At 62.9% G+C, this 23,737-nt stretch carries 23 protein-coding genes; 16 read left to right on the top strand and 7 right to left on the bottom strand.

Annotated features, from left to right (window positions below):
- Window positions 1-4: 4 nt before the first annotated feature.
- Window positions 5-4,645, bottom strand: a complete 4,641-nt coding sequence (gene gltB / locus ACZ1JY_RS11950) for a glutamate synthase large subunit (protein WP_465129412.1) — start codon at window positions 4,643-4,645, stop codon at window positions 5-7.
- Between gltB and ACZ1JY_RS11945 the strand changes: the two genes are divergently transcribed.
- Window positions 4,547-4,894, top strand: coding sequence for a hypothetical protein (locus ACZ1JY_RS11945; RefSeq protein WP_206065682.1), 348 nt, complete (start codon window positions 4,547-4,549; stop codon window positions 4,892-4,894). The two genes, gltB and ACZ1JY_RS11945, sit on opposite strands and share 99 nt — an antisense overlap.
- Here ACZ1JY_RS11945 and ACZ1JY_RS11940 read toward each other — a convergent pair.
- Complete coding sequence (locus ACZ1JY_RS11940) at window positions 4,885-6,456, bottom strand: hypothetical protein (RefSeq protein WP_465129411.1); 1,572 nt, start codon at window positions 6,454-6,456, stop codon at window positions 4,885-4,887. The two genes, ACZ1JY_RS11945 and ACZ1JY_RS11940, sit on opposite strands and share 10 nt — an antisense overlap.
- Window positions 6,457-6,508: 52 nt before the next feature.
- The gene (locus tag ACZ1JY_RS11935) at window positions 6,509-7,735 is read right to left on the bottom strand and encodes a TIGR04063 family PEP-CTERM/XrtA system glycosyltransferase (protein ID WP_465129410.1); all 1,227 of its coding nucleotides are present in this window, start codon (window positions 7,733-7,735) and stop codon (window positions 6,509-6,511) included.
- Window positions 7,736-7,800: 65 nt separating this feature from the next.
- On the opposite strand from ACZ1JY_RS11935, the gene ACZ1JY_RS11930 reads away from it, so the two are divergent.
- From ACZ1JY_RS11930 to ACZ1JY_RS11910, 5 genes are all read left to right on the top strand, one after another.
- Window positions 7,801-7,962 (top strand): hypothetical protein, encoded by a 162-nt coding sequence (locus ACZ1JY_RS11930; RefSeq protein WP_162895826.1) that lies wholly within the window; start codon window positions 7,801-7,803, stop codon window positions 7,960-7,962.
- Window positions 7,955-9,325, top strand: coding sequence for a putative O-glycosylation ligase, exosortase A system-associated (locus ACZ1JY_RS11925; protein WP_118074561.1), 1,371 nt, complete (start codon window positions 7,955-7,957; stop codon window positions 9,323-9,325). The genes ACZ1JY_RS11930 and ACZ1JY_RS11925 overlap by 8 nt, the downstream gene beginning before the upstream one ends.
- 83 nt (window positions 9,326-9,408) lie before the next feature.
- Window positions 9,409-9,870, top strand: a complete 462-nt coding sequence (locus ACZ1JY_RS11920; protein ID WP_465129409.1) for a MaoC family dehydratase — start codon at window positions 9,409-9,411, stop codon at window positions 9,868-9,870.
- A 596-nt stretch (window positions 9,871-10,466) separates the two neighbouring features.
- The gene (locus ACZ1JY_RS11915) at window positions 10,467-11,267 is read left to right on the top strand and encodes a hypothetical protein (protein ID WP_465129408.1); all 801 of its coding nucleotides are present in this window, start codon (window positions 10,467-10,469) and stop codon (window positions 11,265-11,267) included.
- Window positions 11,264-11,701 carry a hypothetical protein gene (locus ACZ1JY_RS11910; protein ID WP_465129407.1) on the top strand — a complete coding sequence of 146 codons (438 nt, stop codon included), beginning with the start codon at window positions 11,264-11,266 and terminating at the stop codon, window positions 11,699-11,701. The genes ACZ1JY_RS11915 and ACZ1JY_RS11910 overlap by 4 nt, the downstream gene beginning before the upstream one ends.
- A 498-nt stretch (window positions 11,702-12,199) precedes the next feature.
- On the opposite strand, the gene ACZ1JY_RS11905 is transcribed toward ACZ1JY_RS11910, so the two are convergent.
- Window positions 12,200-13,456, bottom strand: coding sequence for a polyhydroxyalkanoate depolymerase (locus tag ACZ1JY_RS11905; RefSeq protein WP_465129406.1), 1,257 nt, complete (start codon window positions 13,454-13,456; stop codon window positions 12,200-12,202).
- Between the two features lie 162 nt (window positions 13,457-13,618).
- Between ACZ1JY_RS11905 and ACZ1JY_RS11900 the strand changes: the two genes are divergently transcribed.
- From ACZ1JY_RS11900 to ACZ1JY_RS11885, 4 genes are all read left to right on the top strand, one after another.
- Window positions 13,619-15,421 carry an ABC transporter transmembrane domain-containing protein gene (locus tag ACZ1JY_RS11900; protein WP_465129405.1) on the top strand — a complete coding sequence of 601 codons (1,803 nt, stop codon included), beginning with the start codon at window positions 13,619-13,621 and terminating at the stop codon, window positions 15,419-15,421.
- Between the two features lie 43 nt (window positions 15,422-15,464).
- Complete coding sequence (locus ACZ1JY_RS11895; RefSeq protein WP_465129404.1) at window positions 15,465-16,277, top strand: undecaprenyl-diphosphate phosphatase; 813 nt, start codon at window positions 15,465-15,467, stop codon at window positions 16,275-16,277.
- Window positions 16,278-16,372: 95 nt separating this feature from the next.
- The gene (locus tag ACZ1JY_RS11890; protein WP_039337201.1) at window positions 16,373-16,639 is read left to right on the top strand and encodes a GlsB/YeaQ/YmgE family stress response membrane protein; all 267 of its coding nucleotides are present in this window, start codon (window positions 16,373-16,375) and stop codon (window positions 16,637-16,639) included.
- A gap of 72 nt (window positions 16,640-16,711) precedes the next feature.
- Window positions 16,712-16,996 carry a hypothetical protein gene (locus ACZ1JY_RS11885; protein ID WP_370073182.1) on the top strand — a complete coding sequence of 95 codons (285 nt, stop codon included), beginning with the start codon at window positions 16,712-16,714 and terminating at the stop codon, window positions 16,994-16,996.
- Between the two features lie 74 nt (window positions 16,997-17,070).
- Here ACZ1JY_RS11885 and phhA read toward each other — a convergent pair whose 3' ends face one another.
- Complete coding sequence (gene phhA / locus ACZ1JY_RS11880) at window positions 17,071-17,961, bottom strand: phenylalanine 4-monooxygenase (protein WP_465130906.1); 891 nt, start codon at window positions 17,959-17,961, stop codon at window positions 17,071-17,073.
- Window positions 17,962-18,197: 236 nt separating this feature from the next.
- On the opposite strand from phhA, the gene rpmG reads away from it, so the two are divergent.
- Both rpmG and ACZ1JY_RS11870 read left to right on the top strand, forming a co-directional pair.
- Window positions 18,198-18,365: a 50S ribosomal protein L33 gene (gene rpmG, locus ACZ1JY_RS11875; RefSeq protein ID WP_011446825.1), complete on the top strand. Its 168-nt coding sequence runs from the start codon at window positions 18,198-18,200 to the stop codon at window positions 18,363-18,365.
- Between the two features lie 97 nt (window positions 18,366-18,462).
- Complete coding sequence (locus ACZ1JY_RS11870; RefSeq protein WP_465129403.1) at window positions 18,463-19,134, top strand: LolA family protein; 672 nt, start codon at window positions 18,463-18,465, stop codon at window positions 19,132-19,134.
- A 577-nt stretch (window positions 19,135-19,711) separates the two neighbouring features.
- Here the strand turns inward: ACZ1JY_RS11870 and ACZ1JY_RS11865 are convergent.
- Window positions 19,712-20,647, bottom strand: a complete 936-nt coding sequence (locus ACZ1JY_RS11865) for an IS110 family RNA-guided transposase (RefSeq protein ID WP_465129402.1) — start codon at window positions 20,645-20,647, stop codon at window positions 19,712-19,714.
- Window positions 20,648-20,905: 258 nt separating this feature from the next.
- On the opposite strand from ACZ1JY_RS11865, the gene ACZ1JY_RS11860 reads away from it, so the two are divergent.
- Genes ACZ1JY_RS11860 through ribA form a run of 4 tightly spaced genes read left to right on the top strand, consistent with a single transcriptional unit; the run spans window position 20,906 to window position 23,393 of the window.
- Window positions 20,906-21,196, top strand: coding sequence for a HigA family addiction module antitoxin (locus tag ACZ1JY_RS11860; protein WP_465129401.1), 291 nt, complete (start codon window positions 20,906-20,908; stop codon window positions 21,194-21,196).
- A gap of 56 nt (window positions 21,197-21,252) precedes the next feature.
- The gene (locus ACZ1JY_RS11855) at window positions 21,253-21,480 is read left to right on the top strand and encodes a hypothetical protein (RefSeq protein ID WP_062343457.1); all 228 of its coding nucleotides are present in this window, start codon (window positions 21,253-21,255) and stop codon (window positions 21,478-21,480) included.
- Window positions 21,481-21,540: 60 nt separating this feature from the next.
- Window positions 21,541-22,332: an exodeoxyribonuclease III gene (locus tag ACZ1JY_RS11850; protein WP_465129400.1), complete on the top strand. Its 792-nt coding sequence runs from the start codon at window positions 21,541-21,543 to the stop codon at window positions 22,330-22,332.
- Complete coding sequence (gene ribA, locus ACZ1JY_RS11845; protein WP_465129399.1) at window positions 22,329-23,393, top strand: GTP cyclohydrolase II; 1,065 nt, start codon at window positions 22,329-22,331, stop codon at window positions 23,391-23,393. The genes ACZ1JY_RS11850 and ribA overlap by 4 nt, the downstream gene beginning before the upstream one ends.
- Here the strand turns inward: ribA and ACZ1JY_RS11840 are convergent.
- Complete coding sequence (locus ACZ1JY_RS11840; RefSeq protein WP_118072572.1) at window positions 23,390-23,692, bottom strand: hypothetical protein; 303 nt, start codon at window positions 23,690-23,692, stop codon at window positions 23,390-23,392. The two genes, ribA and ACZ1JY_RS11840, sit on opposite strands and share 4 nt — an antisense overlap.
- Window positions 23,693-23,737 lie beyond the last annotated feature (45 nt).

Here is a 23,737-nt window from a genome sequence, read left to right as displayed (position 1 = left end):
ACCCTTACTCAGCCGCGACCGAGGCGGCTTCGAGGCGCTCGGCCTCCATCTGACGGAGCGCCCGCGCATAGTCGCGCGGCATGACCTTGACGAACTTGCCCAAAGCCTCGGCCCAGTTGTCGAGGATTTCGCGAGCGCGCTTGCTGCCGGTGTAGAGGTGGTGCCGTTCCACCAGCACCCGCAGGCGTTCGGCATCGTGACGCAGCATGTCGCCCATGCCGTAGTCGTAGACGTCGACCCCGCGCTGTTGCGGACGGCCCGCACCGTCTTCCTCGTCACGCTCTGCCGAGATCGGCAGGACGTCGACCATCGCGCCGTTGACGAGCTGGGCGAAGTTGCCGTCGACGTCATAGACATAGGCAACACCGCCCGACATGCCTGCCGCGAAGTTGCGGCCGGTCTTGCCGAGAACGACGACGACACCGCCGGTCATGTATTCGCAACCGTGGTCACCGGTGCCTTCGACCACCGCGACGGCGCCCGAATTGCGCACCGCGAAGCGTTCACCGCCGACGCCGTTGAAGTAGGCCTCACCGGCGATCGCACCGTAGAGCACGGTGTTGCCGACGATGATGTTCTCGGTGGGGTCACGATCGACGTGGGCAGGCTGACGCACGATCACGCGACCGCCCGACAGGCCCTTGCCGACGTAGTCATTGGCATCGCCGACGAGATCGAGCGTTACGCCGTGGGCGAGGAACGCGCCGAACGACTGGCCTGCCACACCCTTGAACGAGATGTGGATGGTGTTGTCGGCCAGGCCCTTGTGCCCGTACTTCTTGGCCACTTCGCCCGAGAGCATCGCGCCGACCGTGCGGTTGACGTTGATGACCTTGCGCTCAAGACGGACCGGTTCGCCCTTGTCGAGTGCCGGGGCACTGGCAGCGATCAGGTCCTTGTCGAGCGCGGCTTCGAGGCCGTGATCCTGCGTCTCGCTCCAGTTCAGGGTCGTGCCTTCGACCGGCTCGACCTTGTGCAGCAGCTTCGACAGATCGACGCCCTGCGCCTTCCAGTGCGAGACAGCCTTCTTCACGTCGAGACGATCGACCCGGCCGACCATCTCGGCAACCGTGCGGAAGCCCATCTCGGCCATGATCGCGCGCAGCTCTTCGGCGACGAAGAAGAAGTAGTTGATCACGTGCTCGGGCTGGCCGGTGAAGCGCGCACGCAGGACCGGGTCCTGGGTGGCGACGCCTACCGGGCAGGTGTTGAGATGGCACTTGCGCATCATGATGCATCCGGCCGCGATCAGCGGCGCGGTGGCGAAGCCGAACTCGTCAGCGCCGAGCAGCGCGGCAATCGCGACGTCACGGCCCGTACGCAGGCCACCGTCGGCCTGCACGCAGATGCGGCTGCGCAGGTTGTTGAGCAGCAGGGTCTGCTGGGTTTCGGCAAGGCCGATTTCCCACGGAGAGCCGGCGTGCGTCAGCGAGGTCAGCGGCGAAGCGCCGGTGCCGCCTTCGTAGCCCGAGATCGTCACATGGTCGGCACGTGCCTTGGACACGCCCGCGGCCACGGTGCCGACACCCACTTCCGAGACCAGCTTGACCGAGATGCGCGCGCCGGTGTTCACGTTCTTGAGATCGTGAATGAGCTGGGCAAGGTCTTCGATCGAGTAGATGTCGTGGTGCGGCGGCGGCGAGATCAGGCCGACGCCCGGGGTCGAGTGACGGGTCTTGCCGATGGTCTTGTCGACCTTGTCTCCCGGCAGCTGGCCGCCTTCGCCGGGCTTTGCGCCCTGCGCCATCTTGATCTGCACGTCGTCGGCATTGACGAGGTATTCAGCGGTCACGCCGAAGCGGCCGGACGCCACCTGCTTGATCGCCGAACGCATCGAATCGCCATTGGCGAGCGGCTTGAAGCGCGCCGGGTCTTCGCCGCCCTCACCCGTGTTCGACTTGCCGCCAATGCGGTTCATCGCCACGGCGAGCGTGGTGTGCGCCTCCCACGAGATCGAGCCGTAGCTCATCGCGCCAGTGGCGAAGCGCTTGACGATCTCGCTCGCCGGTTCGACTTCATCGATGGAAATGGCCTGATCGGCCTTCTTCAGCTCCATCAGGCCACGGATGGTGAGCATCCGTTCCGACTGGTCGTTGATCGACTGGGCGAACTCGCGATACTTCTCAGGCGTGTTGCCCCGGACCGCGTGCTGCAGGTTGGCGATGTTCGACGCCGTCCAGGCGTGCTCCTCGCCGCGCAGGCGCAGCTGGTACATGCCGCCCACATCGAGCATCTTCTTGTAGATCGGGTTGTCGCCATAGGCCGTGGCGTGACGGCGCACGGTTTCCTCCGCGATTTCCTTGAGCCCGACGCCTTCGATCGTCGTCGCGGTGCCGGTGAAATAGGCATTCACGAAGTCGGTCGACAGGCCGACAGCGTCGAAGATCTGGGCACCGCAATAGGACTGGTAGGTCGAGATGCCCATCTTGGACATGACCTTGAGGATGCCCTTGCCGATGGCCTTGATGTAGTTCTTCTTGACGTCCTTGGGCTCGAGCGGAAGCTCCTTGGCCACGCGGATCTGCTCCAGCGTTTCAAACGCCAGATAGGGGTTGATCGCTTCGGCGCCATAGCCCGCCAGCACGCAGAAGTGGTGCACTTCGCGCGCTTCACCAGTTTCGACGACAAGGCCGGTCTGCATGCGCAGCCCCTGACGGACGAGGTGCTGGTGCACCGCAGCCGTTGCCAGCGCAGCCGGCATCGGGATGCGCGATTCACACTGGGCACGGTCCGACAGGATCAGGATGTTCTTGTCGGCCAGCACCGCTTCGGTCGCCGCCCAGCACATTTCCTTGATGGCCATTTCGAGGCCATCGGCGCCGGTGGCGGCATCCCATGTCGTGTCGATGGTGCCGGTGCGGAAAGCGCCGTCGAGCGCGGCTTCGACCGAGCGGATCTTGGCGACGTCCTCGTTCGTCAGGATCGGCTGATCAACTTCCAGACGCTTGTGAGTGCCGGCATCGCGGCCGAGCAGGTTCGGGCGCGGCCCGATCATGCTGACCAGCGACATGACCAGTTCCTCGCGGATCGGGTCGATCGGCGGGTTGGTGACCTGCGCGAAGTTCTGCTTGAAGTAATCAAACAGCAGGCGCGAGCGGTTCGAAAGCACCGCGATTGGCGTGTCGGTGCCCATCGATCCGATCGGATCATCGCCGGCAACGCCCATCGGTTCGAGGAACTTGGTGACGTCTTCCTGCGTGTAGCCGAAGGCCTGCTGACGATCGAGCAGCGAGGTGGTTTCCACCGGCAGCGCGGCCAGCTCAGGCTCGATCACGTCGAGTTCCTTGAGCTTGTACTGCGCCTGGTCGAGCCATTCTTCGTATGGCTCGGCATTGGCCAGCTCGGCCTTGATTTCCTCGTCCTCGATGATCTTGCCCTGCTCCATGTCGATCAGGAGCATGCGGCCGGGCTGGAGGCGCCACTTGCGGACGATGTCTTCCTCGCGGAAGGGCAGCACGCCGCTTTCCGAAGCCATGCAGATCAGGTCGTCGCGGGTGATCGAGAAGCGTGCGGGACGCAGGCCGTTGCGATCGAGCGTTGCGCCGATCTGGCGACCATCGGTGAAGGCGACGGCAGCGGGTCCGTCCCAGGGTTCCATCAGGGCGGCGTGGTATTCGTAGAAGGCACGACGCTTGGAATCCATCAGCGGGTTGCCGGCCCACGCCTCGGGCACGAGCATCATCACCGCGTGGGCAAGGCTGTAGCCACCGGCGAGCAGCAGTTCGAGCGCGTTGTCGAGGCTGGCGGTGTCAGACTGGCCGTGCGGGATCAGCGGCCACATCTTGTCGAGATCCGGGCCGAGCAGCTCGGATTCCATGGTGCGGCGGCGCGCGTTCATCCAGTTCACATTGCCGCGAACAGTGTTGATCTCACCATTGTGGGCGATGAAGCGGAACGGGTGTGCCAGCTTCCAGCTCGGGAAGGTGTTGGTCGAGAAGCGCTGGTGCACGAGGCCCAGAGCCGAAACGCAGTCCGGATCGCGCAGATCATCGTAGAACGAGCCGACCTGCGTTGCCAGCAGCAGCCCTTTGTAGACGATCGTGCGGGTCGAGAAGCTCGGCATATAGAGCTGCGTGACGCCCGGCAGGTTGTGCTTCTCGGCCATGGCGGCGAGCGGGTTCTGCGTCTGCTTGCGGATGGCGAGCAGCTTGCGCTCGAACGCGTCCTGATCGGGCGTGTTCGCCCCGCGCTTGATGAAGCACTGGCGGATCACCGGCATCGATTCGACGACAGCCTTGCCAAGGCCTTCCTGCGTGGTTGGCACATCGCGCCAGCCGATCAGTTCCTGGCCTTCCTTGGCGATGAACTTCTCGAAGAATTCCGTCACGAACAGGCGAGCGGCTTCTTCCTGCGGCAGGAAGCACATGGCCACGGCGTAATCGCCCGGCTGCGGCAGGTCCTTGCCTTCGGAAGCGGCCCACTTGCGGAACAGCTGGTCGGGAAGCTGGATCAGGATGCCGGCGCCATCGCCCAGCAGCGGGTCGGCGCCGACGGCACCGCGATGGTCAAGATTGTGCAGAATTTCCAGCGCCTGGTCCACAATCGCATGGCTTTTCTGGCCTTTGATGTGGGCAATAAAGCCCACGCCACAGGCGTCATGCTCATTACGCGGATCGTACAGGCCCTGAAGCGGCGGAAATCCCATCTCGATGATCGTCCTACATCCAATAAGGCAATGGCCAAAAAGGCAGCGGCGCGCGAATCACCCTCGCGGAAAAGCGACGAAAATTGCGCGAAGTGCCCCCATGACTGCAGGAAAGTTATTTTGCAACCGCGCAAGGGCATCAAGCGCGCGGTTAATGCCGTAAATACGGTTGCGACATGGCAGAAAGTGCGGCTTCGCCGGGTCTTTCTGCCCGAAAGTGCCGCCAGGGACGTGGAAAACTATCCCTGAGCAGTCATCCGCTGAAGCGTGGCCAGTGCGGCGCGAAGCGCGCGATCGGCCTCTTCCGGATCAGCCAGCGCGCCGGACGCAGCGGGCGATGCATCGGGCAGGACTTCTGCCGGGGTCGAGGGTGCAGCCTGCCCCGGCGCAGCCAGGGGCGAGCCCTGGACCGGCAGGATCGAAGGCCGTTCAAACCGGCGCAGGCCACCTTGCAGCGCCGAAACCTGCCCGGGGAACACCACGGTCGGTTCAACATCTGAAGCGTCCGCTTCCTCGTCCAGCGCAAGGCCATCGTCAATGCGGGGCGAGTGCTGGCGGAGCGAGGCAGGACCCATGTCGAGCAGCGAGGGGTAGCGCTCCTCGGCAACCTCGGGCTCGGCCGGATCATCGGTAGTGGGCACGGGCGCCTCCGGCGTGGCGACAGCCGGTGCGCGCAGGAAGCGGGCAAGCTGCGCGACACCCTCCTGCTCTTCGTCTTCGTCAAGCGGCGGCGCAATATCGACCGCGAGCGGACGCAGCCGGACGACGCGCAGATCGTCACGGACTTCATCAACTTGTACGGGTTGAGCAGCCACCACGTTTTCGACAGGAGCAGGGCTTTCCGGAGCAGCGGGGGCCGCATAGGCGGAGGTTTCAAGCGGCGCCGCATCGCGCACCGGCGGCGCGTGACGGGCAATCGCAACAGCCAGACGTTCGACAAGCTGGACCATGCCAAGGCCATCAAGCGGCGCACGCTCGATCGGAGTCACTTGTGCAGCCGGGGCCTGAAGCAGGGGCTTGGGTGCCAGAACCGAAGCAGCAGGCGCAGGCTCTGTGGGCCGTGTGAAATCGGGTTCGGCGTCGCCAGCAGCAGCAAACGGCGCTTCAGGTTCCTGCGTGAAGGCAGCGGGAGGCGCAAAGGCAGCGATCTGCTCTTCATCTGACTTGGCAGGGGCGGAAAATGGCCCAGCCCCGACGGAGACCTCGGCAGCGCCTGCAGCCTCTTCAAGCAGACCTTCAAGGGCGAGCGGATCTTCATCACGAGCGACTGCGGCATAGGCCGGGGAAGCATTCTCCCAAGGCAGGAAGCCGGGGAGCGGCGCGTCCTGAGCCGGGACCAGCGGCTGCGCTTCATCGGTCAGCGACAGTGCCCGCCGACGCAGCGGGGCGACCTGATCATCGCCAGGCGCATCAAGCGGCTCGCCAAGGTCTTCAGCCGGGTTCAATACGCGGCGGGGTTCGTCGGAACGATGGTCAGTCTCGTCATTGCGCTGCCTGCGGGCGGCGGACATGTCGCGGCGGCGCACCGGAGCGGCTTCCTTGGGTGCAAGCTTGCGCCCCACCACAAAGCCGATGAGCGCACCCAGCAACAGCAGGCCAAGCGCCAGCAGGACGCGCGCGGTAAAGCCGAGTGGCGGAGTGGCCGCAGGGACGATGGCCGGAATGCCCAGCGCAACGACCGGGCCTTCGAGCAGAGAGGGTGCAACGGCAAAGCTGCCGAGCCCGAAGAACGCCGCAAACCACAGGGACGTCACGACCGGAAACATCGGATGCGCGGTGATGGGCTTTGGCTTGCGCTTTGTCGCAGTCACGGGGGCGTCGTCCTGTCTGTTTCGGTCATCCTGCCGCCACCGGATTCGCGGGTTACGCCGCGACTGATGGCAGTTCGTGATTCGGTAACAGGGCTTGGTAAACAGGTAGATAACGCCTGACGTTGCTAGCCCAGTCGTGGCTATCACGGACGAACGCCCTGGCAACGTCGCGCTGGGTGTCCCAACCGGCGCGGGATCCGAGCAGATCGGCAAGCGCCGTGGCAAGCCCGGCCGGATCATCAGGCGGGAACAGGGTTCCGGTCCTGCCGTGCTGGATCAGCTCGCGATGTCCGCCGACGTCCGAAGCGCTGACCAGCTTGCCCTGCGCCATGGCCTCGAGCGGCTTCAGCGGCGTAACGAGATCGGTCAGCCGCATCGCCTTGCGCGGATAGCAGACAACATCGACCAGCGAATAGTAGCGGTCCACCTCGTGATGCGGTACGCGGCCTACGAAACGGATCGCATCTGCCACCGCAGAGGCCTGTGCCTGCGCGCGCAAGTCCGCTTCGGCAGGGCCGCCGCCCACCATCAGCAGGCGCGCGTCGGGCACGCGGGCGACGATGGCCGGCATGGCTGCGATCAGGTCGTCGAGGCCTTCGTAAGGGTAGAAGCTGCCGAGGAAGCCGATCACCGGCCCCTCCCCCAGCCCGAGTTCGGTTGCCAGCCCGGCATCGCGCGACAGAGCTTCGCCGAACAGGTCAAGGTCGACGCCGTTGGGCATGATCGACAGCTTTTCCGGCGCAAAGCCGCGCGCGACAAGATCGGCACGCAGACCCTCGCAAATCGTCACGACGCGGTCGGCGCCACTGACGACATCGTTCTCCAGCACGCGCGTCAGCCAGTATTTGGCCGAGCCTTCGCGCCCCGTTCCGTTGCCAACCGCAGCGTCCTCCCAGAACGCGCGAATCTCGTACACCACCGGAATGCCGAGCTTGCGCCCGGCGCGCAGTGCCGCGAGACCGCAGAGCGCCGGCGAGTGCGCATGAAGCACGTCGGGCCGCCATTCACGCGCGATGGCGACGATACGCTCGGCCAGCGTCGCAACTTCTGACCATTCGCGCACCAGCGGAAGGCCGCCCGCAATGCCGCCAGCGCGGTAAAAGGTCAGGCCATCGACGACCTCGGGATCGCTCGGCATGGGCGCAGTGTGGCGCTGCCCGGTCACCGCGCGCACTTCCAGCCCCATCGCCGCCTGCGCCTTGAGGATGGCGCGAGTGCGGAAGGTGTAGCCGCTGTGCATCGGCAGCGAATGGTCGAGAACGTGGAGCACGCGTGTCATGGGCAACGCTCTGCCATGGAAGGCTTAACGCCGCGTCAACCTCGATCGGCTAGCGCAAGCCTGCAATGATCGACAAGTTCACGATAATCCTGCCGCACGTGCTGATGGCGATTGCCATCTGGCGCTTGCTGCATCGTGAAGATCTCAACGACGACCCATCCCTGCCGAGCCGCAAGACGCCATTCCGCAAGCGCCGCGAGCAGGCGCCGGGCGGTGGCGATGCTTGACCTGTTCCTGCTGTCCTGCGTGCTCGCCTTCATCGGCGCGGGCTTCCGCAAGCCGTTCATCTTTGTGCTGGCCTACAGCTACATTGACATCGTCGCGCCGCAGAAGGTCAGCTGGGGCATCCTCAGCCACATTCCGGTTTCGCTGATCGCGTTCCTCTGCGCGTTCCTCTCGTGGTTCGTGGCCGAGGACAAGAACGGTATCCGCATCTCCCTGCGCCAGTTCCTGCTGCTGACCCTGCTGGTCTACTGCGGGTTGACGACTCAGGCCGCCGACTTTCCGGTGGAAGCTGCGGAGAAGTGGGCCTGGGTGTGGAAGGCACTGCTGTGGGCACTGTTCCTGCCCCTTACCCTGCGGACCCGCTTGAGAATCGAGGCCATCACGCTGATCCTGGCCCTGTCGATCGGGGTGATCGTGATCGGTGGCGGGATCAAGACGGCGGCAGGCGGTGGCGGCTATGGCGAATTGCGCCTGCTGGTGAACGACAATACCGGCCTTTACGAAGGCTCGATCATCTCGGCGGTGGCCATCGCGGTGATCCCTCTGGCGCTGTGGCTGTCGCGCTATGGCACGATCTTTCCGCCCGACTGGCGGGTGAAGATCTTTGCCTGGGCGCTGTGCTTTGCCTGCGCGCTGATGCCGATCGGTACGGGCGCGCGCACCGGCCTGGTCTGCGTCGTCGTTCTGGCAGCCATGATCCTGCGCACGGCCAGGCGACGCCTGCTGATCGTCTCGGTCATGGCCGCCGGCGCGCTGATCGCAGTCCCGCTCCTGCCCAAGGAGTTCACCGACCGGATGAGCACGATCAAGAACCACCAGTCCGATCAATCCGCCTCGACGCGCGTGGCGGTGTGGAAGTGGACGATCGAGTTCGCCAAGCGCCATCCCTTCGGCGGCGGCTTCGAGGCCTATCGCCAGAACAAGCTGACCTACGACACCGTCAAGGCGGACTACGCCGGCGACAACAATGCCGCGCTCGAATACCAGCCGATCGTCGAGGAAGGCCGCGCCTACCATTCGAGCTACTTCGAGATGCTGGGCGAGCAGGGCTATCCCGGTCTGGCGCTATGGCTGTCGCTGCACCTTCTGGGCGTGTGGCAGATGGAAGTCCTGCGACGACGCTATCGCAAGGAGACCTCGGAAGAATTCCGCTGGGTCGCACCGCTGGCCGAAGCGTTGCAACAGGCGCAGGTCATCTATCTGGTGGGCTCGACCTTCGTCGGCATCGCGTTCCAGCCGTTCTGCTACATGCTGGTCGGGCTGCAATGCGGATTGTGGGCCTATATCAAGCGTGTACGGACGGCACAGCCGCAACCTTTCCGCAAGCCCGCGCCCCAGCCGACACCGCACCCGGCCACCGCTTAACCACCCAATTAAACCCGCTTGCCCCGCGTCCGGCTTGCAGCCATTGTATCGGCCAAGAGACATGAGCAGGAGAGCACATCGCCATGACGACATTCCTTCCGCCCGAGGAAATCAAGGCCCGGATCGGCCAGGTAGTCGGCACCTCGAACTGGGTCGAGATCACGCAGGAGCGCGTGAACAAGTTTGCCGAGGCAACCGGCGATTTCCAGTTCATCCACGTTGACCCGGAAAAGGCGAAGCTGACTCCGTTCGGCGGCCCGATCGCCCACGGGTTCCTGACGCTGTCGCTGATTCCGCTGCTGACCATGGAAAGCGATTGCCCGCGGCCCGAACATATCAAGATGGGCGTCAACTATGGCGGCAACCGCACGCGCTTCCTCGCCCCCGTGCGCGTCGGCAAGAGCGTGCGCGGCGTTTTCAAGCTGCTCGAGATGGACGAGAAGCGCCCCGGTCAGTGGCAGCAGACCATGGAAATCACCATCGAGATCGAGGGCGAGGCCAAGCCCGCGCTGCAGTGCGAATGGATCACGCAGTTCTTTGTCTGATTGCCCGAAGCTCGCCTCACCCTGTCCTTTTGGGCAGGAAACCAAGTCCTTGAAGATTAACGCCCTTTACCGGGAGTTTGAGGCGTGGCCTTTGGCGACGGCGCATGTCGAAGTGCACACAACTTATGCCCGCTGCGAGCGGTAAGGTGTGATCAAAATCACAGATAGAGATGGTTCCGCAATAGCGTGTGTCTCCACTTTTTGGACGTTTTTATCAAAAGCGATCAAAATATACCCCCGCGGATTTATTTTTATGTCTTAGCGAAACGGCATCTTCTCACAGTGAATTGCTGTATAGATTAGAATTAAACGAGGATTAACCAATCCTTACTAAAGTATATTTCCGAGATATTCTAAGAATAATTTACCTACTGTGCAATTTACCAAATATTACCCACAATCGAGCAAAGGTTAAAATTTAAATATTTCCCTATCATATCATATACATATCGCAACCCTACACAGTTAGATGTCATTTTTGCATTAACCTATTGCGCAACTTGTTACTTTATCCACCCTTGCTTAGTTAGGTCGCAGGCGGACCAGCCCTTGGCACACTTTTTTACGTGCGAAGAGCTGTTGGAGTGGGAACAGATATGCGCAACGCAGCTACGGCTCTCGCCGGGTTTGCTATGCAAACGATTGTGCAGCAAGACCGCGAAACGAGTTTCAAGCGGTCATCGTCATTTTTTCGGCGCGATTGGGCGACCCTAAATGTCAGAAACATCCGCGCGCGCGCCGCGCTGTTTGGTGACGGCAACAATTTGCCACAACTGAACTGGATGGAGTTGGCCTTTCCGAATCAAACATCCACAGCGGTTTCGGAAAGCTACATCGCTGACATTAGTCCTGCAGCCAATGATTTCGACATTCTTTTGGTTACTGGCAATGACGTGAGGCGACTGCGGCAATTGCTCCGACTTTATCGACCTCTCCTGCATTCAAAAGCCAAGATTGCGATAATGCCGGCAACCACCCCACGCGAACGGGCGGCACTCCTAAACGCTGGGTTTGATGAAGTTTGTGACCCAAGAATGCCGATCCCCGAGGCACAGGCGCGCGCAGTCAGTCTGGTCAATCGATATAGAATTGCTGGCCTGCGCCTGTCGCAAAACTCGCAGAATCGATGCTTTTTCGATGAGTCTAACATCACGACCGCGCCGCTTACCCGCCGAGAACGGGCGATTTGCAGCCTTCTGTTTGAGCAATCGCCAAATCATGTAAGCATTTCAACGCTGTGCAATGCAACGGGGGTAAAAACGATTGCCCGTTCATCGCTGCGAGTGCTGACATCCAAGATACGGACGAAACTCCGCAAAGGATGGCGGATCGAATACACCAGTTCAGGCTCATATGCGCTTGTTTTCGAAGATAATAATAGTGGATCTTCCAAATGAGGATATCATTTGGCGTCGATTATGTTCGAGATTTCGCAGATTTATGCGAGAAAATTTCCGCCTCTGAAATCCCGGACGTTGCCGCACGGATAATTGATGTTCTTCCATACGTCATAGAGAGCGAGTTCGGCATTAATCTGGAAAAGCAGAAATCCAGATCATTACGTCTTTTAAAAGATAGGCTGTATGAAAGCGCTTTAATCGCCCTAATACCTGATAATGTTAAAGTCCTCATGACATTCAACAGTTCAGGAATTTTTGTATTCATCGACTTTTCAGAAAAAGCGCCTTTGCCTGCCTATTCCTGTAAATCAGATTGCCACGCGCTTTCTCTTCTCAGCGCATACCTTAAGTTCCTAGCAGATCAGAAAGACCTTTCGGAACGAGAAAAATCTCCGCCAATTGGACGACATCTGAAGCTGGTCAGTCCGTGATTGAACTTTACAATTAGAGTGAGCACGAAAGATGACGAAGCGCGATCTGGTCGAACTTATAGCACTACTGCTGCCTGAGAATATCTTTACGGCTATCAGGCGTCGATATGCGCTGTGCCGGTTCAACTATCACTCGGCAATAAAGGTCAGACCCTCAGACCCCCGGGCGGGCGGCATGGGCCTTTTTGCCAATTGCAAGCACTGCGGCCAGCTTGTCAAACGAGATAGGGCTCGGCAGTGGCGCGCGTTCCCCGCTGGCATCTTCATTGAAAATGCGCCCGAGGTTTCATTCGAAGGTAGGGCAACAGCAGGCGCCGCCCCGGCAATCCCCCTTCTCGCCGAGGAAACAGCCTCATATCTATTGGCCGACCATCAACCTGAATCGACAGAGAAATCGGTTCCTTCGCCTCGTGACCGGGGAAGGTAGCGCCTGCAGGCGCGGTTTTTGGGGGGGAGCGAGGCCGATCGACGTGCCACCGGTCGGCCTCGCCTTTTTCCTCAGGCGACGACTCTGAGCTTGCGGCCCTTGGCCTTCTTCTCGAACTTGCCGATCCACTGTTCGACCACCGGGGCGATCGACGCGCGCCAGCGCGAACCGTTGAAGATGCCGTAGTGGCCGACTTCGGGGGCGAGCAGATACTGCTTCATGTCCTCGGGCAGGTTCGGCGTGACCTTGAGCGCAGCCTTGGTCTGGCCGATGCCGGAAATGTCGTCACGCTCGCCCTCGATGCACAGGATTGCGGTGTCGGTAATTGCGCCAAGGTCTACGGCTTGACCACGGTGGATGAACTCGCCCTTGGGCAGGGCGTGACGCTGGAACACGACATCCACCGTCTGCAGGTAGAACTCGGCCGGAAGGTCGCACACGGCGCGGTATTCATCGTAGAACGCCTTGGTGGCATCGGCGCTTTCGTCGGCCCCGGCGTTCATGTGCTGGAACAGCTTGTAGTGGCTCATCATGTGGCTGCCGAGGTTCATCGACATGAAGCTGGCCAGCTGCACGAAGCCCGGATAGACGCGGCGCCCCTCGCCCGGATAGTTGGTCGGCACGGTGGTGATCACATTGTGCTTGAACCAGACATAGGGCTTGGTGATCGCGTGGTCGTTGACCGCGGTCGGGCTCTCGCGGGTATCGATCGGCCCGCCCATCATCGTCAGGGTTACCGGGCGGCAGGGGTGCTTGTTGGCGCCCATGATCGCCGTCGCGGCAAAGGCCGGGACCGACGGCTGGCACACCGCCATCATGTGCGCACCTTCGCCGATGTGTTCGAGGAAGCCGGTCAGGTAATCGATGTAATCATCAAGGTCGAAGGTACCTTCGGCAAGCGGCACATACTTCGCATCGGCCCAGTCAGTGATGTAGACAACGCAGCGCTCGAGCATGCGTTCGACCGTGCCGCGCAGCAGCGTGGCATAGTGCCCGCTCATCGGTGCGACGATCAGCAGGCGCGGCGCGTTCTTGGGCAGGCCATCATGGGTGAACATCTTGAGGTCACCGAACGGACGCGTGACCACTGTGGTTTCCTTCACGGCGTGGGCGGTGCCGTCGACGTGGATGACCTTGAGGCCGAAGGCCGGCTTGCCGCGCGGCGCTGCTGCATGCGCGAACACGTCAAGCGCGTTGGCGATGGTCTGCGAGGGGCCGACGCCGGCCCAGGGATTGCGCGGATCGGTCAGCGCGTCGGCCATCATGGAGGCCCAGGCGCTGCCCGCATTCATCAGCGAGCGCTGTATTTCGTAAGCCTTGTAGAGCACTGCGAACACCTTTTGATTATGGCCTGCCCGATGGGCGGGAGTCGTTTGTATACAGATTGCCGCGATTCGATCGTTTGTGCAACGCAACAAATATCCGGTCATCTTGCGGGTTCCCTAACCGCCCCCTTTCGGTAATCCCCGCCATCGGCTAGGCACGCGGCCATGGACGAGGAAACCCGGAACCCGCCGCCCGCTACCGAGCCCGCACCCAAGGCCAAGACCCTCGGGCCGCTGCGCATGATCTGGCGCGAGGCGCTGAAGTATCCCCGCCAACTGGTATTCGCCGCGCTGGCACTGCTGACGACCTCGGCGGCCACGCTTGCCATTCCATCCGGCTTCCGCCTGATCATCGACAAGGGCTTTGCCGCCGGCGCCAATGTCGATGACCTGGGGCGCTGGTTCCAGTATCTGCTGCTGATCGTGCTGGTGCTGGCGATCGGTACGGCGTGCCGCTTCTATTTCGTATCCTGGCTGGGTGAGCGCGTCGTTGCCGACATCCGCCTGCGCGTGCAGGAAAACCTGTTGCGCCTGCCGCCGTCCTTCTTCGAAACCAACAGCCCGAAGGAAATCTCCTCGCGGATGACCTCGGACACCGCGATCATCGAACAGGTCGTCGGAACGACGGTCTCGGTCGCGTTGCGCAACACGATCACCGCAATCGGCGGCCTTGGTTACCTGTTCTATCTGGCGCCAAAACTGACGGCGATCCTGATGGTCGGCATCCCGCTGGTCGTCGGCCCGATCGTGTTCTTCGGGAGGCGCGTCCGCAATGTTTCCCGGTCGAGCCAGGATCGCGTGGCGGGCATCGGCGTCATCGTGGCCGAAGTGCTCGGCGCGATGAAGATCGTGCAGGCCTTCGGACAGGAGAAGCGTGAACTCGAGCGCTTCGGCGAGCGCGTCGAGGCAACCTTCCAGACCGCACTTCGCCGCATCAGCCTGCGCGCGGTGATGACTGCGATCGTCATCCTGCTGGTGTTCGGCGGGATCACCATGCTGGTGTGGGAAGGCGCGGTCGGCGTTGCCCAGGGCACGATCAGCGGCGGCACGATCTTTGCCATCGTCATTACCGCAGGCCTTGTCGCCGGTGCCGCAGGGGCATTGTCGGAAGTCTATGGCGATCTGCTGCGCGGCGCGGGAGCCGCCGGACGGCTCAACGAACTGCTGCGCGAGGAGCCGGAAATCTCGCCTCCCGCCCGCCCCACGGCTCTGCCCGTACCGCCGCGCGGCCAGATCGCGTTCCAGAACGTGACCTTCCGCTACCCCTCCCGGCCCGAAGTCCTCGCGCTGGAAGACTTCTCGCTGACGGTCGAACCCGGCGAGACGGTGGCCATCGTCGGCCCCTCTGGCGCGGGCAAGTCGACCCTGTTCCTCCTCGCCCAGCGCTTCTACGATCCGCACGGCGGCACGATCCGCGTTGACGGCGTGCCGCTGACCAGCGCCGACCCGGCCGAAATCCGCGCCCGCACCGCACTAGTGCCGCAGGACGCAATGCTGTTCGCCGCCTCGGCGCGCGACAACCTGCGCTATGGCTGCTGGGATGCGAGCGACGAGCAGATCTGGGAAGCGGCCCGCGCCGCCAATGCCGAGCAGTTCCTGCGCGATCTGCCGCAAGGCCTCGACACGTTCCTTGGCGAGGACGGCGCCCGCCTTTCGGGCGGCCAGCGCCAGCGCATCGCCATTGCGCGCGCCGTGCTGCGCAATTCCCCGATCCTTCTGCTCGATGAAGCGACCTCCGCGCTCGATGCCGAAAGCGAGCGGCTGGTGCAGGAAGCGCTCGACCGCCTGATGCAGGACCGCACCACGCTGGTCATTGCCCACCGCCTTGCCACGATCCGCGCGGCCGACCGCATTGTCGTCATGGATGCCGGCAGGATCGTGGAACAGGGCACCCATGCCAGCCTGACGGCGGCGGACGGGCTCTATGCGCGGCTCGCCCGCCTGCAGTTCGAAGGGCTTGCCGCCTAACGCCTTGACTTGATGCTGCGCTGCGGCAATCGCTTGGGACATCATGGACACGATCGTCACCGCCATCCTGCTCGGCATTGTCGAGGGCCTCACCGAGTTCCTGCCGGTCTCCTCGACCGGACACCTCATCCTCGCCACCGAGCTGTTCGGCTATGACGCGCACCAGTGGGCGATGTTCAATGTCGTGATCCAGCTGGGCGCGATCCTCGCCGTGGTGGTGCAGTACTGGCGCACGTTCTGGGCCGTGGGCATGGGCCTGCTCAAGCTTAACCCGATGTCATTGCGGTTCCTGCGCAATCTGCTGGCGGCGTTCGTTCCGTCCGCAATTCTCGGCCTTGCCCTCAAAGACTACATCGACGTGCTGCTGGGAAGCCCTGCCGTGGTGTGCTGGGCACTGATCGTGGGCGGGGTGGCGATCCTGCTGATCGAACGCAGCGCGAAGCCAGGCGAACTGACCGGCATCGGCGAACTGCCGCTGCGCCAGGCCCTCGGCGTAGGTGCCGCGCAGTGCCTGGCGATGGTGCCCGGCGTCAGCCGTTCCGGCGCGACGATCATGGGCGCGCTCGCCATGGGCATCGAACGGCGCACGGCTGCCGAATTCAGCTTCTTTCTGGCCATCCCGACAATGCTCGGCGCAACCGCGCTTGAACTGCTCGACAATCGTCAGGCCTTGATGGACGGGACGATGGGCGTGGGCTGGACGGAAATCGCCATCGGCTTTGCCGTGTCCTTCGTGGTCGCGCTTGCCGTGATCCGCTTCTTTGTTGCCTATGTCAGCCGCTCGGGATTCAAGCCCTTCGCCTGGTACCGCATCGTGGCCGGCGCTGTCGCACTCGTGTGGCTCGGAACGCGCTGATCCCCCGATAGGCCCATAACGCCCCGCCGCATTTGCGGAACCAAGTTCGTCGTCGGGATTTTAACCGACAACTGAACTTCAAAGGGGTACTTACCATGGGCCTTATCATTCTTCTCGTCGTCGGCGGCATTCTTGGCTGGCTTGCCAGCATCGTGATGCGCACCGATGCGCAGCAGGGCATTTTCCTCAACATCGTCGTCGGCATCGTCGGCGCGCTGCTCGGTGGCTTCCTGCTTGCTCCGCTGATTGGCGGCGGTTCCATCACCGACGGCATTTCGGCCGGCACGCTGATCGTTTCGTTCCTCGGCGCCCTGATCCTGCTGGCGATCGTGAACCTCGTTCGTCGCGGTTCGGTTCGCTAAACCGCGATTTTCTGACTTTCAACCCGAAGGCGGTCGCTCCGGCCGCCTTCTCCATACCTGAAGGGGACTGACATGAAGGCAATTTTCAAGGGCGCGATGATGGCGTCTGTAGTGGCGATGGGCCTTGGCCTTTCGGCTTGCGACAGCGCGCAGGAAAACGCCGCCGAAGATCAGGCTGGCGCCGTGCGTGAATCGTCGGAAGCTGCTGCCGACGCCATGGAAGACAAGGCTGACGCCATGGGCGGCGCCTCGGAAGACGCCATGGAAGCCAAGGCTGACGCCGTCCGCAATGCTGGCGAAGCCAAGGCCGACGCCATGGAGGACAAGGCCGACACGATGGACAAGACCCCGGGCTGACCCTGAGTCTTTCCGCCTTAACGGCCTGAGGAAGCCCGGCGCACCCTGGAAGGCGCCGGGCTTTTTCGTATCTGTCAGACGGGCGTCGCGCCCGATCCCCGGCCCCCGCGCAGGTGGTATTCCAGCGTCCCCCGGTGCAACACGTCGTCGATATCGATCACGGCTGTGTTGGCATAAGTAAACCCGGCGCCAAGCCCGCGATAGAGCCGATCGAAATCGCGCTCGACGGTCTGGTGATAGAGGTCCGCAAAGCTTTCGATCACGAAGTAGGTCGGCTGCAGATCATCGATTACGTAATCGGTCCGCATCACCCGATCGACATTCAGCATGATCCGGTTGGGCGATTGCCCTTCAAGTGCGAATACCGCCTCTGTCGGCCCCGACAGAATACCTGCGCCATAGACCCTGGGCGCACCGTCCTCCATCACAAGCCCGAATTCCACGGTATACCAGTAGAGCGCGCCAAGCGACTTGAGCCGGTTGTAGCGCATCGCCTTCCACCCGGCGCGACCGTACTCCTGCATGTAGTCGGCATAAGTCGGGTCGGTCAGCATCGGCACATGGCCGAACACGTCGTGGAAGACGTCCGGCTCCTGAATATAATCGAACGTCTCACGCGTGCGGATGAAGTTGCCGGCGGGAAAGCGGCGGTTGGCGAGGTGCCAGAAGAACACGTGGTCGGGGATCAGCATCGGCACCGGCACGACGCTCCACCCCGTCAGCGCGCCAAGTTCTTCGGAGAGGCGACCGAAGTCCGGTACACCACCCCGGCCGAGGTCCAGCCGCTGGAGCCCCTGCAGGAAGGCCCTGCACGCCCTCCCCGGCAGCACCTCCATCTGACGAGCATAGAGTTCGTCCCAGATGGCGTGCTCGTCTGCCGTGTAGGCGTGCTGTGCCGGCTCAAGCCAGTCCTCGCCCACGCGCGCGGGGCGCTTGAGCGGCGCGGTGTAGACGCCGTCAGGCATCTCGGGCAGGCTGGCAAAGTCCGTGGCAAGGCTGGCAGGAGCAGTCATCGTCTCTCAATCTGGTTTCTTATGCAACCATTAGCATGGAGCGCCCGTTCCGGCAAATCTCGCTGTCGGTCTGTCCTCGCTTGACTTTGCCCTGATTCTCCCCCAACGGCCCCACCCTGTGACGGCGGCGTGGAAACGCGCCGCCACATTCGTTTTCAGTTTCGCGCGCGAAAGTTCAGGATAGAGCCATGGCAAAGCCCACCACCGTCAAGATCCGTCTGGTCTCGACCGCTGACACCGGCTTCTTCTACGTGACCAAGAAGAATCCCCGCAACACGACCGAGAAGATGACCTTCCGCAAGTACGACCCGGTCGTGCGCAAGCACGTCGAGTTCAAGGAAGCGAAGATCAAGTAATCAGCGCATCTGCGCTTTACCCGTGAAGCCCGTCCCGCCATTTTCGGAACCGGGACGGTTCACGGCGAGTTCAACGCCGACACTGCAAGGAACGGCGATGAACAATACAATCTTCTCGATTCGCAAGATGGGCCGCCCGGTAACCTATTCCGCTGCGGCCCTTTCGCTTGCCTTCGCTGCGGCCACGCCCGCAATGCTTCTCGCGCCCACCGTGGTGCAGGCGCAAGCCTCCGACATCGATCGCGCGGTCTCTGCGCTGCGCGGCATCACCACGCTGCGCGCAAACTTCACGCAGACCGATCGTTCGGGCCAGAGCGTTTCGGGCGTGCTGACGATGAAGCAGCCCGGCAAGATCCGCTTCCAGTATCAGAAGGGCGTGCCCCTGCTGATCGTGGGCGACGGCCGGGCGCTGACCATGATCGACTACGAAGTCCGTCAGGTTCAGCGCTGGCCGATCTCCAACAGCCCGCTGGGCGCGCTGCTCGATCCCAAGAAGGACGTGGCGCGCTTTGCCAAGCAGTTGCCCACCGGCGATCCCGGCGTGATCAGCCTCCAGGTGCGCGACCCCAAGCATCCTGAATACGGCACGATCACCATGATCTTCGTGCGCAAAGCCGGCGCGCCCGGTGGCCTGCAGCTCGATTCGTGGGTCGCCCTCGATTCGCAGAACAAGCGAACCACCGTCCGCCTCTCGGGCCATCAGTACGGCGTGGCGGTGAACGACAGCACCTTCCGCTGGACCGATCCGCGCCGTCCCGTGACGCGCTGATCTAGCGAAACATCCACCCTCACTTCGTCATCCCGGGCTTGGCCCGGGATCCCGCTTCCTGAGCGTTCGCCAAATAGCGGGACCCCGGATCAAGTCCGGGGTGACGAATGAATTTTTGAAGGGGTTACTCGTGCCCCGCACACCACCCATCGCCCCAAGCCTTCACCTCACCCCCCAACCGTTCACCCCCTGCGACAAGCTGCGACCAACCTGCAGACACCGTTCATCGGGGCGCAAGCGAGGCGGGCGTAGAACGGTTTTCGACGAGGCGGTCGAGGCGGGTTTCCCCCCTGTTGCCCGGTCTCCTGGAGACCGCCGCGTCAAGCGTGACGAACGCAAATGGAACCCTCGGACCAATGCCCCCGGTCCGAGGGTTTTGTTTTATCATCCGATCTTCGCCCCCTGCGCGGCTGCGGACGGCAGCCTTCTTGCGCTTCCGGTGCTCACGACCATCAAGGTCGCTGCGCGCCGGTTCTCGAAGACCACCATCCTCGCTCACGCAGGAGACGAAGCTCGAACGATAAAATCGCGCCTCAATCCTCCCCGTTTTTCCGGAGGACAAACGGGGAGCAACCGTCTATGTGGCAGCCCATTTCTGTTTGTTTCGGATCATGGCGTTGAGAGCTGTGATGAGTTTTCGCATGATCGCAACGAGGGCGACTTTTGCTGGTTTTCCGGCGTTTTTCAGATTGTGGTATGCGACGGCCATTGTGGTGTTGCGCCGACTTGCGACGAGGGCGGCCATATAGAGTGCATCGCGGGGAGGTTTGCGCCCTCCGGCGATGCGTCGCTTGCCCCTGAAGGCCCCGCTTTCGCAATCGAAAGGCGCGACGCCGACGAGCGATGCGGCCTGTCGGGCGCTCATTGCACCGAGTTCCGGCATGAACGCGAGGAGCGTTGCCGCGGTTGTCGGCCCGACGCCTGGCACCGAGCGCATGATTGCGTTGCGCTCGGCAAGTTCGGGGTGATCCGCGATCAGGCGTGCGATCTCTGCTTCAACCAGCGCGATCTCGGCTGACAGCCGTTTGATCCGCTGTGCAGCGATCCGCCTGAGCAGCGCGCTGGCAGTCTGCTCGGCCTGGTTGGCGCAGCGGGTGCGCTCCTCGCACAGCTGGCGGCGTGCCGTGACGAGTTCGCCGAGCATGGCGCGGGCAGGATCGTGGACCACCTCGCGCTGGGGCAGCGCAGCGCAGAAATGCGCGATCGCTGCAGCATCGATCCTGTCGTTCTTGGCCAGAATCCCGGCAGCGCGGGCGAACTGGCGCACGCGCATCGGGTTGACGCGTCGAGCGGGCAGGTCTGCCTCGCATAGAGCCGTCAGCAGAGCGCGTTCATAACCACCCGAAGCCTCGAAGCCGACTGCGTGGGGTCTGACGCGGCGAAGCCACCGGATCAAGGCTCGCAAGCCATCCCGGTCGTTGGCAAAAGCGCAGGCCTCATTCTGCGGCCACAGACAGACATCAAGCCGCGCCTTGCTGACATCGATACCGACAAATTGATCGTGCTGTGCCATATCTCCGTTCCCATCCTTGCGTGTGCGGGGTCAACGCCCCGTGCAACCGTTCGGGTTGATGAAGATCCGTCCGGGCCCAAGCTCCCCAGCGGGCTGCTACGACCAAGGGGGACACGGGCTCGCGAACGGGCGGGAGGCTCCGCTAGCGGAGCCTCCCGCAATCGCATCATGCACCATTTTCAAGATACAAGGGGGACCGCCGGCGAAGCTGGTAGTGGAGGGGTGGAATCACGCGCCGAACGGTATAGGGTGCGGCCCATGACCATGATGGACAACCCTCCCCATCCCGGCGAACTGCTTCGTGACGAGGTGATCGAAGCGCTGAATCTGTCCGTCACCGAAGCCGCCAGCCGTCTCGCGCTGTCGCGCGTCGCTCTTTCGCGCGTGCTGAACGGCAAGGCGGGCATCAGCCCTGATCTGGCGCTGCGGCTTGAACAGGCAGGGGCAAGTACAGCCCGGGCGTGGCTGGCGATGCAGGCCAACTATGACCTGTGGCGCGCGCGACAGCATGCGCAGCCTGCTGTTCGGCGGTTGCAGGAGGCAGCTTAAGAAGTGCTGTTATGCTAAGACAGGAGATGCGCTGGAATTCTGGTGGACATGCTGCAATGATCCTTGCCGCCGTCCCTTATGCAATTGCACAAGCGGCCCTCGATTTCCCGGCTCCTAGCGTGTTTGCGTTGATTGGGTTGCTTATCGCGGTGCCTATTGCGGCTGCCGCCGCTATCATCGCGCGCAAATCGGAAAAAGGCAGCTTCAAGCGCGGCTTCGCTACCTGGAGTGCGGCGGTTCACAGTGTATTCGCAGTTGTGTTTGCTGTCATGGCTTTGCGGTAGCTTTGACTGCACACCACATCCCATCTAGCAATCGCCCCCCCGCAACCCTAAAGCAGCGCCATGATCTCGGTTGCCACATGGAACATCAATTCGGTGCGCTTGCGCGCCGATCAGGTTGAGCGATTTTTGACTCAGGAATCGCCGGACGTACTGTGCCTGCAGGAGATCAAGACGCCGGAGAACCTGTTCCCGCACGAGGTGTTCGAGAAGCTCGGCTACACCCACCGCGCGGTCCATGGGCAGAAGGGCTACCACGGCGTCGCCACCGTCAGCCGCATCCCGTTCCGCGATTTCAGCAAGCATGACTGGCAGGACAATGGCGAGGCGCGGCACATCGGCGTCGAGCTGCTCGGGCCGGGCAACGGGCTGATCGTCGAGAACGTCTACATTCCCGCAGGCGGCGACGTGGCCGACCGCGCGGTGAACCCCAAATTCGGCCAGAAGCTCGACTTCCTCGAACGCATGACCCGCTGGGCCGAGAAGATCGAGCGCCCGACGCTGATCACCGGCGATTTCAACATCGCCCCGCTGGAATGCGACGTCTACGACCACAAGGCGCTGCTCAAGGTCGTCAGCCATACGCCGATCGAGGTCGAGACGCTGCAGCGCTTTGCCGATGCCCACGGCTGGGTCGACCTTGGCCGCAAGCACATCCCTGCGCCGGAACGCAATTACTCGTGGTGGTCCTACCGCTCCTACTGGCGTGCCAAGGATCAGGGCCGCCGCCTGGACCACATGTGGGCCTCTCCGCAAGCCGCCGCGCAGACGCGCTCGCACCGCTTCGTCGAGGAAACACGCAAGTGGGAGCAGCCTTCGGACCACATCCCGCTGATCACCGAGCTGGATTTGTGAGCGAAAGCAGAAACGCAGCACGAGCGCTCGACGCGCTGCGCCATGGCTGGGCGATCCGCGTTACCGGCGCGGATGGCGCGCTCGATCTGCTGCCAGCCGAAACCGCCTTTGCCCAGCCTGGCATCTACGCCGCGCGCCTGCTCATCTCCGCCGCCCGCGCCGCGACGCTCAAGCTCGCCAACCAGCGCGATGCTGCCGTGCCGGAAGCGCCGGTGATGATCCATGGCGCTGAGCCGTTCAGCCTCAACTCCGCGCGCAACCTGGCCGACCCGGCGCAGGATCTGGGCTCGCCCTTGCGCGGGCCGTTCAAGGCCGATCCGATCGAGGCGCATGACGCCGCCGTCGCGGCAATGGACATGGCGCGGCTGGCCGGAATCCTGCCGGCGTTCCTCGTCTCGACCGGCGTGGAGATCGCAGCGGAAGTTTCGACCGGCGATCTGGTGGCGTTCAAGGACCCGCTGAACCTCACCATTCAGGCCCGCGCCCGCCTGCCCGTTCACGCCTGCGAACATGCTGAAATCGTGGCATTTCGTGCGCGGGATGACTTGCGCGAGCACGTCGCGCTGGTGATTGGCACGCAGACCAGCGAGCGCGAGCCGGTGGTGCGCCTGCACAGCGAATGCCTGACCGGCGACATTCTCGGCAGCCTCAAATGCGATTGCGGCCCGCAGCTCGATGCCGCGCTGGCCCGCATGGCCGAGGAAGCCAATGCGGGCGGCTGGGGCGTGCTGCTCTACCTGCGGCAGGAAGGCCGCGGCATCGGGTTGATCAACAAACTGCGCGCCTATGAACTGCAGGACCAGGGCTTCGACACCGTCGATGCCAACGAGCGCCTTGGCCTGCCGAGCGAGGCTCGTGACTTCCCGGTGGCGGCGCGGATGCTTGGTCTGCTCGGCGTGCGGTCGATCCGTCTGCTCACCAACAACCCGCAGAAAGTGGGGACTTTGCAGGCACTTGGAGTGGAGGTGACGGAGCGCGTGGCACACCAGCTCCCCGCCAACCCCCACAACCAGCGCTATCTCGACACCAAGCGGGATCGCACCGGTCACTTGCTTCGTTAGAAGGCGCGCCACGCGATCAGCAGCACGGCGAGCGCGATTATCACTGCAAAGCCGAGCGCATAGCCCATGTCCTTGAGTGTGAATTTGTCCACGTTTTCAGAGCGGAAGCGGCGGTAGCCGCGTTCGGCGGCGGGGTTGCTGGCGACGAGCGCAACATCGAGCGCGCTGGCTTCGGAGCGGAACCAGTTGACCATGAGCTGCCGCTCTTCCGGCGTGACATCGGGGTAAGCGGAGAGGAGCGCCTCGACGTGGGCGCGGCGGGCGTCGACTGCTTTCGCAATCGTGGAAGTGTTTGACATTGCTGTATTCCTGACATGTTTGAACAGCGCCAGAAGGCGCGGGCT

This window comes from Novosphingobium sp. BL-A-41-Hi4B-X5A, assembly GCF_055521705.1.
Note: the sequence above shows the minus strand (reverse complement) of the source record. Positions and strands in the feature narration are given on the sequence as shown.